At 67.5% G+C, this 19093-nt stretch carries 11 protein-coding genes; 4 read left to right on the top strand and 7 right to left on the bottom strand.

What is annotated here, in order from left to right:
• Positions 1-51: 51 nt before the first annotated feature.
• From smc to sepIVA, 7 genes are all read right to left on the bottom strand, one after another.
• The gene (smc, locus tag BST40_RS20060) at positions 52-3666 is read right to left on the bottom strand and encodes a chromosome segregation protein SMC (protein WP_083155262.1); all 3615 of its coding nucleotides are present in this window, start codon (positions 3664-3666) and stop codon (positions 52-54) included.
• A gap of 11 nt (positions 3667-3677) precedes the next feature.
• Positions 3678-3959, bottom strand: a complete 282-nt coding sequence (locus BST40_RS20055; RefSeq protein ID WP_075549315.1) for an acylphosphatase — start codon at positions 3957-3959, stop codon at positions 3678-3680.
• On the bottom strand, positions 3946-4359 hold the full coding sequence (locus tag BST40_RS20050) for an OsmC family protein (RefSeq protein WP_075549314.1): 414 nt from the start codon (positions 4357-4359) through the stop codon (positions 3946-3948). The genes BST40_RS20055 and BST40_RS20050 overlap by 14 nt, the downstream gene beginning before the upstream one ends.
• 61 nt (positions 4360-4420) lie before the next feature.
• Entirely contained in the window at positions 4421-5272 is an 852-nt protein-coding gene (mutM, locus tag BST40_RS20045) for a DNA-formamidopyrimidine glycosylase (RefSeq protein ID WP_075549313.1), read from the bottom strand.
• Positions 5273-5998, bottom strand: coding sequence for a ribonuclease III (rnc, locus tag BST40_RS20040; RefSeq protein WP_083028250.1), 726 nt, complete (start codon positions 5996-5998; stop codon positions 5273-5275). It lies immediately after the preceding gene.
• Complete coding sequence (locus BST40_RS20035) at positions 5995-6588, bottom strand: YceD family protein (RefSeq protein WP_075549311.1); 594 nt, start codon at positions 6586-6588, stop codon at positions 5995-5997. Before BST40_RS20035 ends, rnc begins: the two co-directional genes overlap by 4 nt.
• Before the next feature lie 98 nt (positions 6589-6686).
• Positions 6687-7424 carry a cell division protein SepIVA gene (gene sepIVA, locus BST40_RS20030; RefSeq protein WP_075549323.1) on the bottom strand — a complete coding sequence of 246 codons (738 nt, stop codon included), beginning with the start codon at positions 7422-7424 and terminating at the stop codon, positions 6687-6689.
• Between the two features lie 261 nt (positions 7425-7685).
• On the opposite strand from sepIVA, the gene BST40_RS20025 reads away from it, so the two are divergent.
• From BST40_RS20025 to BST40_RS20010, 4 genes are all read left to right on the top strand, one after another.
• Complete coding sequence (locus BST40_RS20025; protein WP_082275630.1) at positions 7686-8417, top strand: thioesterase II family protein; 732 nt, start codon at positions 7686-7688, stop codon at positions 8415-8417.
• A gap of 676 nt (positions 8418-9093) precedes the next feature.
• Positions 9094-10845 carry a long-chain-fatty-acid--AMP ligase FAAL26/FadD26 gene (gene fadD26 / locus BST40_RS20020; protein WP_075549310.1) on the top strand — a complete coding sequence of 584 codons (1752 nt, stop codon included), beginning with the start codon at positions 9094-9096 and terminating at the stop codon, positions 10843-10845.
• The gene (locus BST40_RS20015; protein WP_083155259.1) at positions 10842-16394 is read left to right on the top strand and encodes a type I polyketide synthase; all 5553 of its coding nucleotides are present in this window, start codon (positions 10842-10844) and stop codon (positions 16392-16394) included. The genes fadD26 and BST40_RS20015 overlap by 4 nt, the downstream gene beginning before the upstream one ends.
• The coding region (locus BST40_RS20010) for a type I polyketide synthase (RefSeq protein ID WP_142276765.1) at positions 16391-19093 on the top strand (2703 nt) is incomplete at its 3' end. The genes BST40_RS20015 and BST40_RS20010, both read left to right, overlap by 4 nt.

Below are 19093 nucleotides of genomic sequence, written 5' to 3'. Positions count from 1 at the left end.
ATCCTTCCAGGGGCTTACCGGGGCGCCCGGTCCCCACGCTACGGGTCACCGTCACGAAGAATTGGCGACCAGCTCATCCAGCTGCTGACCCCGCATTCGCTGCGAGATCACCGCGGTGATGCCATCACCTTGCATGGTCACGCCGTAGAGGGCATCCGCGACTTCCATCGTCGGCTTCTGGTGCGTGATGATGATGAGCTGAGATCGGTCGCGCAGCTGTTCGAACAGGCCGAGAAGCCGCCGCAGGTTGGTGTCGTCCAGGGCGGCCTCCACCTCGTCCATGATGTAGAACGGCGACGGTCGGGCCCGAAAGATCGCCACCAGCATCGCCACCGCGGTCAACGCCTTCTCCCCACCGGACAGCAACGACAGCCGGGTGACCTTCTTACCCGGCGGACGGGCTTCCACCTCGATACCGGTGGTCAGCATGTCGTCGGGTGCAGTCAGCCGCAGCCGGCCTTCGCCGCCGGGGAACAGCGAGCCGAACACGACCCGGAATTCGCGTTCCACGTCGACGAACGCGTCGCTGAAAACCTGCAGGATGCGGGCGTCGACGTCGGCGACGACGTCCAGCAGATCCTTGCGGGCGGCCTTGACGTCCTCGAGTTGGGTGGACAAGAAGTTGTAGCGCTCCTCCAGCGCCGCGAACTCCTCGAGGGCCAGCGGATTGACCCTGCCGAGTTCGGCCAGGTCCCGCTCGGCGCGTTTGGCCCGGCGTTCCTGGGTAACGCGGTCGAACGGCATCGGGGCGGGCGCGACCACCTGCTCGCCGCGTTCGCGGGCCTGCTCGAACTCGGCCATCTCCAGCTCGGTGGGCGGCAGCGGCACTTCGGGACCGTACTCGGCGATCAAATCGGCCGGCGCCATCCCGAACTGCTCCAGCACCATGTGTTCGAGCTGCTCGATTCGCATTGCCGCCTGGGCGTCTGCCACCTCGTCACGGTGTAGCGAATCGGTCAGCGCAGCCACCCGCGCGCTCAACGTGTTGGTCTCCTCGCGAACCGCCGCCACGGCCGCCAACCGCTGCCGGCGTTCGGCGGCGAGCTCGTCACGAAGGTGCGACGCCGCGGCCACCACCCGGTTCAACCGCCCCGCCAACAGCCGCCCGGACTCGGCGACGGCCGCGGCCACCGCCGCCGAGCGCAGTCGCGCTTCCAGCGCCTGCTGGGCCCGCAGCCGCGCCTCCCGTTCGGCCGCAGCCGCGCGGCGCAGCGAATCTGCTCTTCCCCGAACGGCATTGGCGCGTTCCTCGGCGGTCCGCACCGCCAATCGCGCCTCCACTTCAACGGCCCGCGCACTTTCGGTCGCAGCCGCGATCGCTTGCCTGGCTGCTGCCGTGCTGGGCTCGGCCGCCTGCACGTGTTGGGTCTGCTGGGCGTTGCGCAGCCTGGTCTCGAGCTCGATGACCTCCTCGAGCGTCTGCGCCCGCCCGGCCTCCAGTTCCTCGCGCTGCCGCAGCAGCCTGGTCCACTCTTCCTCCGCCGCGCGCGCGTCCTGACCGAGCCGGCCCAGCTGCTCGTAGGTCGCCGAGATGGTGGCGTCGGATTCGTTGAGCGCGGCCAGCGCCTGGTCGGCCGAGTCCTGGCGAGCCGCTTGTTCGGTCAGTGCGCCGGACAGCGCCGCGCTGAGGTGAGCCACCTGCGCCTCGGCCGCGGCCAGCTCGCTGCGGGCCTTGTCGATTTCGGAGGTGATCTCCAGCGTGCTGGGCCTGCGGTCGGACCCGCCGCTCACCCAGCCCGCTCCGACCAGGTCGCCGTCGGTGGTGACGGCTCGCAGCTGGGGCCCAACCGCCACCAGATCCAGCGCCTCGGCCAGGTCGTTGACCACCGCGACGCCGGAAAGCATCGCGGTGATCGCCCCGCGCCAGCGCGGTGGCGCCTCGATCAGATCCAGTGCCCACCGCGCGCCGCCGGGCAATGGCGGGGCCGGGTTGTCCGGGGCCGGCCAGTCACTCAACACCAGCGCCGCCCGGCCGCCGTCGGCCTCCTTGAGCGCGCTGACGGCGGCGCGAGCCGCGCCGGGGCCGTCGACGGCCAGCGCGTCGGCCGCCGCTCCCAGCACCGCTGCCAGTGCGGCCTCGTAGCCAGGACGGACCTTGACCAGCTGGGCGATCGGCCCGAGAACTCCCGCGCCGCCGTGGTTGCGGGCTAGCCAGGCCGCGCCGTCCTTGCGGTCCAGTCCCACCGAGAGGGCGTCGATGCGGGCCCGCAGCGACGCCACCCGGCGTTCGGCGTCGCGTTCAGCCACCTGGAGTTCGGCCACCCGCTGGTCGGCCAGCCGCAACGCGGCCACCGTCCGCTCGTGCTGCTCGTCCAGGCCGACCTCGCCCTGGTCCAATTCGCCGACGCGGCCCTGCACGGCTTCGAATTCCGCGCGAGCCTGCTGAGCACGCGCGGCGGCCTCTTCGATCCGTTCGGACAGCCGCGCGACACTGTCGTCGGTCGACTCCACGCGTGCCCGCATGGTTTCCACCTGTCCGGCAAGCCGCGCCAGGCCCTCGCGCCGGTCGGCCTCCGCCCGCACCGCCGCCAGATGGGCCCGGTCGGCCTCGGCAGCCTGACGCTCCCGTCCGGCCAGCTCGGTACGGGCGGCATCCAGGCGGGTGCGCGCGGCGGCCAGTTCCGCCAACAGCTGCTGTTCGGCGGCGGCCACCTGCTCGGCCTCGGCTTCCAGCTGCTCGGGCTTTCCGGGGTCGGTATCGGCGCTGGTCAACGGCTCGACGTCGAGATGCTGAGCGCGCTCGCTGGCGATGCGTACCGTCGCGCCCACCCGCTCGGCCAGGGCGGAAAGGCCGAACCAGGTGTGCTGTACCGCCTCGGCCCGTCGGGAGAGTTCGGTCAGCGCGGCCTCGTGCGCGGCCAGCTCCTCGGCGGCCACCGACAGCCGCGCGGCGGCCTCGTCATGTTCGCGGCGCATCGCGTTCTCGGCGTCCAAGATCGCTGCGCGCTCGGCGCGCCGGCCGACCAGATCGTCGGCGGCCAGCCGCAGCCGCGCGTCGCGCAGGTCGGCCTGGATGGTTGCGGCGCGGCGGGCGACCTCGGCTTGGCGGCCCAGCGGCTTGAGCTGGCGCCGCAGCTCGGTGGTCAAGTCGGTGAGCCGGGCCAGATTCGCTGCCATCGCGTCCAGTTTGCGCAGCGCCTTCTCTTTACGCTTGCGATGTTTGAGCACGCCCGCGGCTTCTTCGATGAAGGCCCGGCGCTCCTCGGGCCGCGACTGCAGGATCTCGTCGAGCTTGCCCTGCCCGACGATCACATGCATCTCGCGGCCGATCCCGGAGTCGCTCAACAGCTCCTGCACATCCATCAAACGGCAACTACTGCCGTTGATTTCGTATTCGCTGGCGCCGTCGCGGAACATCCGCCGGGTGATCGACACCTCGGTGTACTCGATCGGCAGCGCATTGTCGGAGTTGTCGATGGTGACGGTGACCTCGGCCCGGCCCAGCGGAGCACGCGACGACGTGCCGGCGAAGATGACGTCTTCCATCTTGCCGCCGCGCAGGGTCTTGGCCCCCTGCTCGCCCATCACCCACGCCAGCGCGTCGACCACGTTGGACTTGCCGGAGCCGTTGGGACCGACGACGGCGGTGATCCCCGGCTCGAACCGCAGAGTCGTTGCCGCGGCGAAGGATTTGAAGCCCTTCAGCGTCAGACTCTTGAGGTACACGAGCAGCCAGATTACCGCTCGCTGAACCCGGCGATCCGCTCCGACGCCTCCGACCAGTCGGCAACCACCTTGTCGACGCGACCAGGGGTGGCGCCACCCTGCAGCAGCCGCAGCAACTGCTCCCCCGACTCGCGCGGCCCCTGGGCGACCACCAGCACCCGGCCGTCGGCCCGGTTGGCCGCGTAGCCGGTCAGGCCCAGCTCCAGCGCCCGGCAGCGGGTCCACCAGCGGAAACCGACGCCCTGGACCCGGCCGTGCACCCAGGCGGTCAGCCGCACATCAGGTGCCGACATCGGTGACCTCGACGGTGACCGTGGTGCCCGACTTCAAGGTGCGCCCGACGGTGCACACCAGGTCGATGGCCCGGTCGACGACCAACAGCAGGCGCTCCTTCTCCTCGGCGGCCAGACCCGACAGGTCGAGCTCCAGGGTTTCCTCGAGCAGCGGATAGCGCTCCTGGTCGCGGTCGGCCGCACCCGATACCTTGATCACCGCCTGGTAGTCGTCGCCGAGGCGACGGGCCAGCGGCTGATCACTGGACATGCCGCTGCAGGCGGCGAGCGCGATCTTCATCAGCTCACCGGGGGTGAACACCCCGGCGACGTCTTCGGAGCCAACGAGCACCTGCGCTCCGCGCGAGCTGTATCCCGTATAGCGGCGAGTGCCGGTGCGTTCGACCCACAGTTGCGTCATGGCTTCTTTGTACCGGTTCGTGCCGGGGGTCCTCGCGCCGAGTAACGCCGATCTCGACGCGTCACCGCCGCGGCCGCGGCTGGCATCGCGGACAGTAGAACGACGAGCGGTTCATGAACTTCTCCCGGCGAATCACCGCACCGCAGCGCCGGCAGTTCCGGCCGTCGCGGCCGTAGGCGTCGAGCGATCGGTCGAAATAACCCGACTGGCCGTTGACATTGACGTACAGCGAATCGAACGACGTCCCACCCTGAGCCAGCGCGTCACGCATCACCTCGGCGGCGGCATCAAGGACGGCGCCCAGTTGCCGGCGGGTCAGGGTTGTTGCCAGCCGGGCGCCGTTCAGCTTGGCCCGCCACAGCGCTTCGTCGGCGTAGATGTTGCCGATTCCGGAGACCACCTGTTGGTTCAGGAGCTGGCGCTTGAGTTCGGAATGCTTGCGCCGCAAGACCTCAACGACGGCATGGGCATCGAACCGCGGATCGAGCGGATCCCTTGCCAGGTGGGCGATCGGCGCCGGCACCACGCTGCCGTCCACGGTCACCAGGTCAGCAAGCAGCCACCCGCCGAAGGTGCGCTGGTCGGCAAAGCTCAGCACGGTCCCGTCGTCGAGCAGGGCGGAGATCCGGACGTGGTCGGAGCGCGGCACTGCTCCCAGCAACATCTGCCCGCTCATGCCCAGGTGCACCACAAGCGCGCTATCCGGGCTATCCAGCGTCAACCACAAGTACTTGCCGCGCCGGTCGGTTCCGGTAATCCGCGCGCCCAGCAGCCGCGCCGTCAGGTCGGCGGGTCCGGCCTCGTGGCGCCGAACCGCCCGGGGGTGATGGACCCGGACCGCGGTCAGCGTCTTGCCCACCACATGGGCCGCTAAGCCCCGCCGCACCACCTCGACCTCGGGTAGTTCGGGCATCTAGGGCGAAGGTTTCCCAGCCGTGTCCAGCGCGTCCAACGCCTCGAGCGCCTTATAGGCGGCTGACGCGGCTTTCTGCTCGGCTTCTTTCTTGGACCGACCCATACCCGACCCGTACTCGCCGTCCATCACGACGACCACCGCGGTGAACTCCTTGTCATGGTCCGGGCCGGTGGAGGTGACCAGGTAGGACGGGGTGCCCAGCCCGCGCGCCGCGGTCAGCTCCTGCAAGCTGGTCTTCCAGTCCAGCCCGGCGCCCAGCGTCGCCGCCGCGTCCAGCAATGGTCCGAACAACTTCAGGATCACCTTGCGCGACACCTCGATACCGTGCTCCAGGTAGATCGCGCCCAGCAGCGATTCCATACCGTCGGCCAGGATGCTGGATTTGTCGGCTCCACCGGTATTGGCCTCGCCGCGGCCCAGCAGGATGTGCACGCCAAGACCGTTATCCGACAGGTTGCGCGCGACGTCGGCCAGCGCCTGGGTATTGACCACGCTGGCTCGCAGTTTGGCCAGGTCGCCTTCGGAACGGTCGGGGTGGCGGTGGTAGAGCTCGTCGGTGATGGTCAGCCCCAGGACCGCGTCGCCGAGAAACTCCAGCCGCTCGTTGGTCGGTAGCCCGCCGTTTTCGTAGGCATAGCTGCGGTGCGTCAACGCCAGTGACAGCAGTTCATCGGAGAGGTCGACACCGAGCGCGTCGAGCAGACTCTGCCGTGACGCTGTCACCGCTCACCTCGATCCGCGGTGTCGGGGCTCTGCGCGGTGGCGATATCGGCCAGCTTCGCCCACCTGGGGTCGATCTGGTCATGGTGATGGTCGGGATCGGTGTCCAGCGCGACACCGCACCGTGGGCATAGCCCGGGGCAGTCGGGGCGGCACACCGGAGAAAACGGCAGTTCCAGGCCGACCGCGTCGACAATCGACTGCTCGAGATCGATCTTCTCGTCGACGACGTGCCCGACCTCGTCATCCTCGGTGGTGGCCGCGGTGGTGCTGTTGGGATAGGCGAACAGTTCGGTCAGGGCAACCCGTACCCGGCCCTGAATCGCGGTCAGGCAGCGGGAGCACTCCCCGGTCGTGGGGGCGCTAACCGTCCCGGTGACCAACACTCCCTCGGAAACCGACTCCACACGCAGGTCCAGCGAGAGCGGGGCGCCCCGCTGGATGGCAATCAGCTCCACGCCGATGCGGGTGGGGCTGACCACGGTGTCCTGCACGGTGAACATGGCCCCGGGGCGGCGCCCCAACCGGGCGATGTCAATCGCCATCGGCGCGGTCAGACGTCCGTGGGCTGTCTGGCTGTGCTGCCTCGCCATAGGAGAGATCCTACGGCGCGCGCCGGGCTGCGGCGGGAATCCCCGCCTGCCGCGCCGAACCCATCGCCGCGGCGGACCCTCCCGCGGCGGGAACTCGACTAGCGCGTTGCGTAGTCGTGCGTACCGGCAGCGGTACGAAGCTGATGACGGCCTCGTCCGACGGAGCGGAGTGTGCCGTTGAGCATTTCCTCGAACTCGGCAAGCTTGGTGTCCACGTAGACGTCGCATTCGCCGCGCAGCCGGTCGGACTCGGCGTGCGCCGTGTCGATCAGGCGGGTGGCTTCGGCATTGGCCGCCTGCACGACCTCGTTCTGCGACACCAGGCGCTGCTGTTCCTTGATGCCCTCCTGCACCGCCTTCTCGTAGGAGATGTTGCCGCTTTCGATCAGTCGATCGCATTCGGACTTGGCCCGGCTGATGCTGGCCTCGTACTCCCGCTTGGCTGAGGCGGCAATGCGCATCGCCTCCTCCCGGGCGTCCGCGACCATCCGCTCACTGTGCTGGCGCGCTTCACCCACCATCCGATCGGCCTGAGATTTCGCGTCCGACAGAATCCGGTCCGCCTCCGCGCGGGCATGGTTCAGCATCGAGTCCGCCTCGGTGGTCGCCGCGGAAACCATGGAGTCGGCATGCGCTTTTGCTTCGTGCAGCATCGAATCGCGGGCGTCGAGCACATCCTGCGCGTCATCGAGTTCGCCGGGGATCGCGTCCTTGATGTCGTCGATCAGCTCGAGCACGTCGCCGCGCGGCACCACGCAGCCCGCCGTCATCGGCACGCCGCGGGCTTCTTCGACGATTGCGCTCAATTCGTCGAGCGCTTCAAAGACTCGGTACACGGCCATATCCTCCCGGCATCCCTGGCATGACTTGTTGTTACCAGTGTGCCTGCTGTTATCCCTGTGACGCTGGTGGCGACGTCGGTGTGTCGGCCCGTTTCCGGGCTTCGGCCGACCGCGGGCCGCACCCGCTCCGCCGACGCCGCCCGGGCCGGCATGGTTATCCATGGGTATCCGTGGGCGGTGTACTCGATGGCTCGCCGCCCCTCGGTCGAGTTAACCGGCGTCGATGTGCGCGTTCGGCCACGGTAGGGTGGCGCCGTGCACGCCCGCTCGAACGACGGCAAAAGCCCTACGCTGTATATCTTCCCGCATGCCGGTGGAACCGCAAAAGACTATGTCGCATTCTCTCGCGAGTTTTCCGGTGACCTGAAGCGAATAGCTGTCCAGTACCCGGGACAGAACGACCGGTACGGCCTGCCGCCGCTGGAAAGCATTCCGGGTCTCGCTGACGAAGTGTTCGCCATGATGAAGCCGACCGCCCCGATCGGCGATCCGGTCATCTTCTTCGGTCACAGCATGGGCGGAATGCTGGCCTTCGAAGTCGCATTGCGGTTTCAATCAGCCGGTTACCGCATCCTCGCGCTGTTTGTGTCGGCCACCTCGGCGCCGGGCCATATCAGGTACAAACAACTCGAGGGTTTCTCCGATAACGAGATGCTGGATTTGGTGGCCCGGGCGACCGGCACTAATCCGGATTTCTTTGACGACGAAGAATTTCGGGTGGGCGTGCTACCCACATTGCGGGCCGTCCGCGCCATTGCCGGCTACACTTGCCCGCCGGAGACAAAAGTATCGTGCCCAATTTATGCATACATCGGGGATAAGGATTGGATTACCACCCGCGAAGACATGGAGCCGTGGCGTGACCGAACGACGGGAGAATTCGCGATCCGCGTCTTCCCAGGAGATCATTTCTATCTCAACAAGAATTTGCCAGAGCTCGTAGGCGACATCGAGGACAGGGCACTCCAGCAGCTCCACGAAGCTTAGCTGCGGCAAACCTCCGACCACCTGGCCCGCACCTCACGCACCAGGTGGCGCCATTCCTGGCGCCCGGCTGCCGAAGTTCGCCACAGCTCGGCGCCACAGCCGGCCGGATGCCGCATCGCGGACCTCTGCCGGGCCCCGGGCCGGGTTGGCAGAACGACCGCCGCGCGCCCGCCGGCGCAGCATCCCAGGCAAGGCTGTGAACTTTGTCACAACGAGACGCCGGTCCCAAAGTGCTGGCACCAGCGTGCCAGAATCGACATACCAACTCTCACTGCACTAGTCATCTGTCACTGATGTATCAAATGTCACATCTGCCACCTCGGCTCACAGCGGACTGCCTGGTACAAAGGCTTAATGCACGTCGGAACGGTGCCATAGCAGGCGGTAGCATTGGCGGACGCTGTGGGGAAAGTGTGGATTTTCCCAATACCGCCCGCACCCGTCCCGAGAGGTGGTTACCTTACGTAGACCGACTAGTCGTATGGGGAACGGGGTCATTCTGGGGGCGGTCAGCATAGGCACATCGGTGTGCTTTAACAGCGAAAGCTGCCTCCGCGTCATAGCGAACTAGTCAGCTCAGACCCGCGGGTTCCATGATGCTGGTCAGTCGCACTGTGCCAGGGATTCACAGGTGCAACACACAATCAAACCGACAAGCCGATGGGAGTTAAGTGCGATGCCGGTGATCGACTCTTCCGTCCCTGCTTTGCTGAAGCAGCGGGCGGATCAGCAGGCTGACACCACCGCGTATACATTCATCGACTACGGATTGGACCCGAAGGGGTTCGCTGAGAGGTTGACGTGGTCGCAGGTGTACGGTCGCGCCTGCACCATCGCTGAAGAGCTCAAATTATACGGGTCACCGGGTGATCGCGTGGCTATTCTGGCGCCGCAGGGCCTGGAATACGTCATTGCATTCCTCGGCGCCCTGCAGGCCGGATTTATCGCAGTTCCACTCTCCACGCCGCAGTATGGTATTCACGACGATCGCGTTTCCGCGGTATTGCGCGACTCCAACCCGGTCGCCATTCTGACGACGTCGTCGGTCGTCGCCGACGTCACGAAATACGCAAACGCGCAAGACGGACGACCCGCGCCGTTCGTCATCGAGGTCGATCTGCTTGACCTGGACTCGCAACCTCAGCTCGCGGCGCCGCCGCGGATGTCGACCGGAGCGGCTTACCTGCAATACACCTCCGGTTCGACCCGCACGCCGGCCGGCGTCATCGTGTCGCACCAGAACGTCATAGCCAACGTGACGCAGAGCATCCATGGCTATTTCGGCGCTCCCGAAATGCCGACTGACGCGGTGCTGCTGTCGTGGCTGCCCTTGTTTCATGACATGGGCCTGATTCTTGGAATATGCGCGCCACTGGTCGCGGGCCGAAGCGCAGTCCTATTCAGTCCGATGTCGTTCTTGCGCCGTCCGGCCTGCTGGATGCAATTACTTGCCACCAGCGGACGCTGCTTCTCCGCGGCACCGAATTTCGCCTTTGAATTAGCCGTGCGGCGAACGTCCGACGAGGACATGGCTGGGCTCGACCTCGGCGACGTGGTCGGAATCGTCAGTGGCAGCGAGCGAATCCACGTGGCCACCGTGAAACGCTTCACCGACCGTTTCGCCCGGTACAACCTCAGCCCGACGGCCGTGCGGCCCTCCTATGGGCTCGCGGAAGCGACCCTCTACGTGGCGGCTCCCGAGCCGGGCACCGCGCCCAGGACCATTCGTTTCGACTACGAACGATTGACTGCCGGGCAGGCCAGGCGCAGCGGAACCGACGGGTCGGTCGGCACCGAACTCATCAGTTACGGTTCGCCGGATCCGTCAGCGGTGCGCATCGTCGACCCCGAGACCATGATCGAGAATCCGCCGGGGACGGTCGGTGAAATCTGGGTGCACGGTGACCACGTTGCGCTGGGATATTGGCGCAAGCCGGAGCAGACCACGCGCACGTTCACCGCCAAGCTGGTCAATCCCGCCCCGGGAGCGCCCGAGGGGCCATGGCTGCGGACCGGAGACCTGGGCGTCATATCCGAGGGCGAGCTGTTCATCATGGGCCGCATCAAAGACCTTCTGATAGTCGATGGCCGCAACCACTACCCCGACGACATCGAGGCGACGATCCAGGAGATCACCGGGGGCCGCGTCGCGGCGATCGCCGTCCCGGACGACATCACCGAGCAACTGGTCGCGATCATCGAGCTGAAGAGACGCGGGGCCTCGGCCGAAGAGGCCATGCGCAAGCTGCGTTCGGTCAAACGTGAAGTCACCTTCGCCATTTCGAGATCGCACAGCTTGCGCGTGGCCGACCTGGTTCTGGTCTCCCCCGGATCGATTCCGATCACCACCAGCGGCAAGATCCGCCGTTCGGCCTGCGTGGAAAGGTACCGTCGCGACGGCTTCAAACGCCTGGACGTGAGCGCATGACGGCGAGTATCAATGACGAAGCCGACCTTCGCCATTGGCTTGTCGACTACTTGGTGACGAATATCGGCTGTACACCCGACGAGGTCGATCCCAATCTGTCACTGGCCGATCTCGGGGTGAGTTCGCGTGACGCGGTGGTGCTGTCCGGTGAATTGACCGAGTTATTGGGCAAGACGGTATCCCCGATCGACTTCTGGGAACATCCGACGATCAACGCCCTGGCCGCATATCTCACCGCGCCCGAGACCGATTCCGAGTCGGACGCGACGCTCAAGCGCCCCGGTCGAAGCTCGCTGGAAGAGCCGATCGCCGTGATCGGCATGGGGTGCCGATTTCCCGGGGGGATCACCAGCCCAGATGCGTTGTGGCAGTTTCTTTGTGACCGCCGCTCGGCGATCGGGAAGGTCCCCGACGAACGGTGGGAGCAGTTCGACGACGGCTCACCGGAGGTACGGGCACTGCTGGACCGCACCACGCGGTGGGGCTCATTCCTGCCCGACATCGACGCATTCGACGCGGAGTTCTTCGAGATCTCCCCCAGCGAAGCCGACAAGATGGACCCCCAGCAGCGCCTGCTGCTGGAAGTGGCCTGGGAAGCGTTGGAACACGCAGGAATTGCGCCCAGCGCGCTGCGACGCTCGCAGACGGGAGTGTTCGCCGGGTCGTGCTTGAGCGAATACGGGGCCATTGCCTCCACCGATCTGTCGCAGGTCGACGGTTGGAGCAATACCGGCGGCGCGATGAGCATCATCGCCAACCGCCTCTCGTACTTCCTCGACCTGCGCGGCCCGTCGGTGGCGGTCGATACCGCATGCTCGTCGTCGCTGGTGGCGATCCACCTGGCCTGCCAGGGCCTTCGGACCCAGGACTGCAACCTGGCCATCGCCGCCGGAGTGAATTTGTTGTTGTCCCCGGCCGTATTTCGCGGCTTCGACCAAGTCGGTGCGTTGTCGCCCACCGGTCATTGCCGCGCCTTCGATGCGGCAGCCGACGGTTTTGTGCGCGGCGAGGGCGCCGGGGTGGTGGTGCTCAAGCGGTTGACCGACGCGCAACGCGACGGCGACCGGGTGCTGGCGGTCATCTGCGGCTCGGCAGTCAACCAGGACGGCCGCTCCAATGGGCTGATGGCCCCCAACCCGGCGGCTCAGATGGCCGTGCTCCGCGCGGCCTACACCAACGCGGGCATGCAGCCCAATGAAGTCGACTTCGTCGAAGCTCACGGCACCGGAACGCTGCTGGGCGATCCGATCGAAGCCCGCGCTCTCGGCACCGTGCTGGGCCGCGGACGCCCCGAGGACGCTCCCCTGCTCATCGGCGCCGTGAAGACCAATCTCGGCCACACCGAGGCCGCGGCCGGCATCGCCGGCTTCATCAAAACGGTGCTGGCGGTACAGCATGGCCGGATTCCACCGAACCAGCGCTTCGAAAGCCCCAACCCACACATCCCGTTCGCCGACCTGCGGATGAAAGTTGTTGACACGCTGACGGAATGGCCGGCCACCGGCCATCCGCGGCGTGCTGGTGTGTCGTCATTCGGATTCGGCGGCACCAACGCGCACGTGGTGATCGAACAGGGCCAGGAACTGTCGCCGTCACCTGAGCGCGACCCGGATCCGGCGGTGTCGACGCTGGTGGTGGCGGGTAAGACGGCGCAGCGGGTGGCCGCGACGGCAGGGGTGCTGGCCGACTGGATGGAGGGCCCCGGCGCGGAGGTGCCGTTGGCCGATGTCGCCCATACCGTCAATCATCACCGATCCCGGCAGGCCAAGTTCGGCACCGTGGTCGCGCGTGACCGTACGCAGGCGGTCGCTGGATTGCGTGCGCTGGCCGCCGGTCAGCACGCGATTGGTGTGGTCGGCCCCCAGGAGGGTTCACCGGGGCCGGGCATCGTGTTCGTCTACTCCGGTCGCGGCTGGCAATGGCCCGGCATGGGCCGCCAACTACTGGCTGAGGAGCCCGCTTTCGCCGAGGCCATCGCCGACCTGGAGCCGGTGTTCGTCGAACAGGCCGGCTTCTCGCTGCACGACGTGCTCGCCGATGGCAAGGAACTGGTCGGCATCGAACAGATTCAGCTGGGCCTGATCGGCACGCAGCTGGCGCTGACCGCGCTGTGGCGCTCCTACGGTGTGCAACCCGACGCGGTGATCGGCCACTCGATGGGCGAGGTGGCCGCCGCCGTGGTCGCCGGAGCGCTGACACCTGCCGAGGGCTTGTGGGTGACCGCGACGAGGTCGCGCCTGATGGCGCCGTTGTCCGGGCAGGGCGGCATGGCCCTGCTCGAACTCGACGCCGCCGAGACCACATCACTCATCGCCGACTACCCGCACGTGACCCTGGGGATATACAACTCGCCGCGTCAGACCGTGATCGCCGGTCCCACCGGGCAGATCGACGAATTGATCAACCGGGTGCGCGCCCGGGATCGGTTCGCCAGCCGCGTCAATATCGAAGTGGCCCCACACAATCCGGCCATGGATGCGCTGCAACCCCAGATGCGTTCGGAGCTAGCCGATTTGAGCCCGCGGACGCCGACGATTCCGGTCATCTCCACCACCTACGAAGACGTCGACACCTGCCCAGTGTTCGATGCCGAGCACTGGGCCACCAACATGCGCAACCCGGTGCATTTCCAGCAGGCCATCGCACGGGCCGGCGGCAACCACCACACCTTCATCGAGATCAGCGCACACCCGCTGCTGACTCAGGCGGTCATCGACACGCTGCGCAGCGCCCAGCACGGAACCCGATACACCAGCATCGGCACCCTGCAACGTGACAGCGACGACACCATCACCTTCCGCACCAACCTCAACACCGTGCACACCGACCACCCGCCGCACACGCCACACCCGCCCGAGCCGCACCCGCCCATCCCGACCACTCCCTGGCAGCACCACCGCCACTGGATCACCACCAAACGCTCGACCCACGTGGCCGCTGCGGCCCCCGCGGCGGGCACCCTGCTCGGCCAACACATTTCGGTCCTGTCGAGTCCGCCGTCTCACCTCTGGCAAGCCAGGCTGGCGCCGGATGCCAAGCCGTACCGGGGCCGGTATCGATTCCACGGGGTCGAACTCGTGCCAGCCTCTGTTGTGCTGCACACCATGGTCTGCGCCGCAACCGAATTGGGCTATGGCGCGCTGACCGACATCCGATTCGAGCAACCCGTTTTCGCCGACCAGCCGCGACTGATCCAAGTGGTCGCCAACAACCTATCGATCAGCCTGGCCTCGATTCCGGCTGCCGAAGGGTCGTCGAACCGGTGGACACGGCATGCGACGGCGCGACTTTTGTCGTCACCGGCGGGTTCGGCCCTTCCCGGCAACGGATACCACCGTCAGAATGTTCACCGCGACGAGATTCCCGACGTTGCAGCGTTGTTCGCCGCCCATGGCGTCGACGGTCTGCCCTTCGCCTGGTCGGTGGATTCATGGACACCGGAAGCCGCCGGGCTCACCGTCGGGATCGAGCTTCCTGAGGCACTGCCCGAGGGCTCGAGCGCACCGCTACTGGACGCCGCAGTGCACGTCGGAGCGCTGGCCGACGACACCGACCCGCGGCTCTACGTGCCGGCCGCGATCGAGCAGATGTGGTTCGGCGACTCTGTCGGGGCACCGCGCGCCTCGGTGAGGCTCACCCGAACCGCCCGCGACGGTGACGGGATCACCGTCGATGTCGACATCACCGCCCCGGGCGGCGCAGCCAGCATGTCGATGCGCTCACTGCGCTACCGGGCGCTGGACTTCGGCGACGGGCAACCGGCCGCCGAGAGCACCGACGCCCGCAGCTTCGTGCACACGATCGACTGGCAACCACGCGCCGATGTCGTTGACGCGCAAGCCCACCCGGCGGCCGGTCGGGTGACCGGGCCACAGCCTATCGCGGTGATCGGTGATGACGGTGCCCCGCTGCGGACACATCTCGAGAACGCCGGATACCCGCCCGCAGCGGTGTCGGATGCCCGGTACCTGCTGTACGTCGCGGACTCCCAGCCGGCAACCGCCGACGAGACCGACGTCGACTTCTCCGTCCGGGTAACCGCCGAAATCGGCTCTCTGGTAAAGACTTTGGTGGCACGAGATGCCGACAAGCCGGCCGCGCTGTGGATCGTCACCCGCGGAGTCCACGAATCGGCGGCCCCGTCGGCGCTGCGCCAGAGCTTCCTGTGGGGGCTTGCGGGCGTCATCGCCGCCGAACATCCCCAGCTGTGGGGCGGGCTGGTCGACCTCGCGGCCGACGCCGACGTGGACGAATCCGCGCCGATACTCATCGATCTGCTTGCGGCACCGAGCAAGTCGATCCTGGTGTCACGAGACGGCGTGGTACTGGCCCCCGCCCTGGCCCCGGTGCGGGGCACGCCGGTGCGCCCGTCTTTGCAGTGCCGGCCCGATGCGGCCTACCTCATCACCGGTGGGATGGGAGCGCTGGGTCTGCTGATGGCCGATTGGCTCGCCGACCGCGGCGCGCGTCGCCTGGTGCTGACCGGTCGTACCCCATTGCCACCACGGCGAGACTGGGAACTCGACACCCTCGACCCTGGACTGCGAACGAAGATCAACGCCATCCGTGCGCTGGAAATGCGGGGCGTGGCGGTGGAAGCCGTCGCCGTCGACGTCGGATGCCGCAATGACGTGCAGGCCCTGCTGGCCAAGCGCGATCGGGACGGAGCCGCGCCGATCCGCGGGATCATCCACGCCGCGGGTGTCACCAACGATCAACTGGTGACGCAGCTGACCGACGATGCGGTGCGACAAGTGATGTGGCCCAAGGTCGCCGGCAGCCAGGTGCTGCACGAGGCGTTCCCGCCCGGCAGCGTGGACTTCCTCTTCCTGACGGCTTCGGCGGCCGGCATTTTCGGCATCCCGGGACAGGGTTCGTACGCGGCCGCCAACTCTTATCTGGATGCGTTGGCACGGGCCCGCCGCCAGCAGGGCTGCCACACCATGAGTCTGGACTGGGTTGCCTGGCGGGGGCTTGGTTTCGCCGCCGACGCGCAGATCGTCAGCGACGAGCTACAGCGCATGGGTTCGCGGGATATCACGCCGTCGGAGGCGTTCACCGCGTGGGAATATGTCGACGGCTACGACGTCGCGCAAGCCGTCGTGGTGCCGGTGCCCTCACCGGCCGCCGGGCCCGCGTCGATCGGTGCAGCCGCGTACCTGAAGCCGGCGCAGGACTGGTCGCAGATGTCGGCCGCCGAGGTGCGCACCGAGCTCGAGAAGGGACTGCGCGGCATCATCGCCGCCGAGCTGCGGTTGCAGGAGACAGAACTAGACACCGACCGACCGTTCGCCGAACTGGGGCTCAACTCGTTGATGGCGATGGCGATTCGGCGCGAAGCCGAGCAATTCGTCGGGATAGAGCTTTCGGCGACCATGCTGTTCAATCATCCGACGGTGGCATTGCTGGCCCAGTACCTCACCAAACTCGTCGCACCACAGCAGGATTCGACTGCCGACGAGATGGCCGCGTTGTCCGCCTCGGCGGGAAGCGTGTTGGACAGCCTGTTCGACCGGATCGAATCGACCTCGACCGAGGGCGAAAGGTGATACGCACCGCCTTTAGCCGGATCTCCGGTATGAGCGCAGAGCAACGCGCCACGCTGGCCGAGGAGTTCACCAAGATCTCCCGGATCGCGGTGGCCGAGCCCGTCGCGGTGGTGGGGATCGGCTGCCGGTTTCCCGGCGGCGCCACCGATCCGGACAGCTTCTGGGACTTGCTGGTTGACGCGCGCAACGCAATCTCGCGGGTGCCGGCCGACCGGTGGGACGCCGACGCGTTCTACGACCCCGACCCGTTGACACCGGGCCGGATGACCACCAAGTGGGGCGGATTCGTGCCCGACGTCGCCGGCTTCGACGCCGAGTTTTTCGGCATCACCCCGCGCGAAGCCGCCGCGATGGACCCGCAGCAGCGGATGCTGCTCGAGGTGTCCTGGGAGGCCCTCGAACATGCCGGCATTCCGCCGGATTCGCTGGCCGGCAGCCGGACCGGCGTCATGATGGGCGTGTACTTCAACGAATACCAGTCCATGCTGGCAGCCAGCCCGGAAAACGTGGACGCCTACAGCGGCACCGGAAACGCACACAGCATCACGGTGGGCCGGATCTCGTACCTGTTGGGGCTACGCGGTCCCGCAGTGGCGGTGGACACCGCGTGTTCGTCGTCGTTGGTGGCGGTACACCTGGCCTGTCAAAGCCTGCGGCTGCGGGAAACGGACTTGGCGCTGGCCGGCGGCGTCAGCATCACCCTTCGCCCGGAGACGCAAATCGCGATATCGGCCTGGGGATTGCTGTCCCCACAGGGCCGGTGCGCCACCTTCGACGCGGCGGCCGACGGGTTCGTGCGCGGCGAGGGCGCCGGCGTGGTGGTGCTCAAGCGGTTGACCGACGCGGTGCGCGACGGCGACCGGGTGCTGGCGGTGGTCCGCGGCTCGGCGGTCAACCAGGACGGCCGCTCCAACGGGGTCACTGCGCCGAATACAGCGGCCCAGTGCGACGTGATCGCCGATGCGTTGCGATCTGGTGACGTCGCACCCGAAAGCGTGCACTATGTCGAAGCCCATGGAACCGGCACGGTGCTGGGCGATCCGATCGAGTTCGAGGCGCTGGCGTCGACATATGGCCGGGGCGAGGGTTCGTGCGCGCTGGGGGCGGTGAAGACCAATATCGGGCATCTGGAGGCGGCGGCCGGGATCGCGGGGTTCATCAAGGCCGCGTTGGCGGTGCAGCACGCCACGATCCCACCGAATCTGCATTTCTCGCAATGGAATCCAGCCATCGATGTCGCGCCGACGAGGTTCTTCGTTCCCACCGAGAACACCGCGTGGCCGGCCACGGCGGGTCAGGTCGGGCCGCGGCGCGCGGCGGTGTCGTCATTCGGACTGGGCGGGACCAACGCGCACATCATCATCGAGCAGGGTCCCGAACAGGTTCCGGTATCGGGTCGCGGCACTGAAACCGGCACGGAAACCGACGCCGATACCAGCACCGAGGTGTCGACGCTGCTGGTGACCGGCAAGACGCCGCAGCGGGTGGCCGTCACGGCGGCCGTGCTGGCCGACTGGATGGACGGCCCGGGCGCCGCGGTGGCGCTGACCGACGTGGCCCACACGCTGAATCACCACCGGGCCCGGCACGCCAAGTACGGCATCGTGGTCGCCCGCGAACGCGCCCAGGCGGTGGCCGGGTTGCGTGCCCTGGCGGCCGGGCAGCACGCCACCGGCGTGGTCGGCCCCCGGGACGGCTCGCCCGGGCCGGGCACGGTGTTCGTCTACTCCGGCCGCGGATCGCAATGGGCCGGGATGGGTCGCCGATTGCTCGCCGACGAGCCCGCTTTCGCCGCCGCGGTCGCCGAATTGGAGCCGGTTTTCGTCGCGCAGGCCGGCTTCTCGCTGCACGACGTGCTCGCCAATGGCAAGGAACTGGTCGGCATCGAGCAGATCCAGCTGGGCCTCATCGGCATGCAGCTGACATTGACCCAGCTGTGGCGCTCCTACGGGGTGCAACCCGACCTGGTGATCGGCCACTCCATGGGCGAGGTGGCCGCTGCCGTGGTCGCCGGAGCCCTCACCCCCGCCGAGGGATTGCGGGTCACCGCCACCCGTTCGCGGCTGATGGCCCCGCTGTCCGGGCAGGGTGGCATGGCCCTGCTCGGCCTCGACGCCGCGCAGACCGAAGCGCTCATCGCCGACTACCCGCAGGTGACTCTGGGGATCTACAACTCCCCGCGCCAAACCGTGATCGCCGGGCCCACCGCTCAGATCGACGAGCTGATCACCCGGGTGCGGGCCCAGAACCGCTTCGCCGGCCGGGTGAATATCGAAGTGGCCCCGCACAATCCGGCCATGGATGCGCTGCAGCCCCGGATGCGTTCGGAACTGGCCGATCTCACCCCGCGGACACCAACCATTCCGATCATCTCCACCACTTACGAAAACCCGCCTACCCAACCGGTTTTCGACGCCGAGCACTGGGCCACCAATATGCGCAACCCGGTGCGCTTCCAGCAAGCCATCACGCATGCCTTCGACGGCCCGGACGGCCCCCACCACACCTTCATCGAGATCAGCGCACACCCGCTGCTGACCCAGGCCATCACCGACACGCTGCAAGCCGCACACCCGGACGGCAGCGGGGGCACCTTCGCGACTATCGGGACGCTGCAACGCGATACCGATGACACCGTCACGTTCCGCGGCAACCTCTACACCGCCCTGGACCACCCACCGCAGACCCCGCACCCGCCG

The organism is Mycobacterium persicum, assembly GCF_002086675.1.
GTDB classification, from domain to species: domain Bacteria; phylum Actinomycetota; class Actinomycetes; order Mycobacteriales; family Mycobacteriaceae; genus Mycobacterium; species Mycobacterium persicum.
Note: the sequence above shows the minus strand (reverse complement) of the source record. Positions and strands in the feature narration are given on the sequence as shown.

Excerpts from the sequence above, each read along its gene's own strand:
- fadD26 (WP_075549310.1), top strand. The coding sequence starts at position 9,094 with ATGCCGGTGATCGACTCTTCCGTCCCTGCTTTGCTGAAGCAGCGGGCG.
- BST40_RS20055 (WP_075549315.1), bottom strand. The coding sequence starts at position 3,959 with ATGTCGGCACCTGATGTGCGGCTGACCGCCTGGGTGCACGGCCGGGTC.
- BST40_RS20050 (WP_075549314.1), bottom strand. The coding sequence starts at position 4,359 with ATGACGCAACTGTGGGTCGAACGCACCGGCACTCGCCGCTATACGGGA.
- mutM (WP_075549313.1), bottom strand. The coding sequence starts at position 5,272 with ATGCCCGAACTACCCGAGGTCGAGGTGGTGCGGCGGGGCTTAGCGGCC.
- BST40_RS20015 (WP_083155259.1), top strand. The coding sequence starts at position 10,842 with ATGACGGCGAGTATCAATGACGAAGCCGACCTTCGCCATTGGCTTGTC.
- BST40_RS20035 (WP_075549311.1), bottom strand. The coding sequence starts at position 6,588 with ATGGCGAGGCAGCACAGCCAGACAGCCCACGGACGTCTGACCGCGCCG.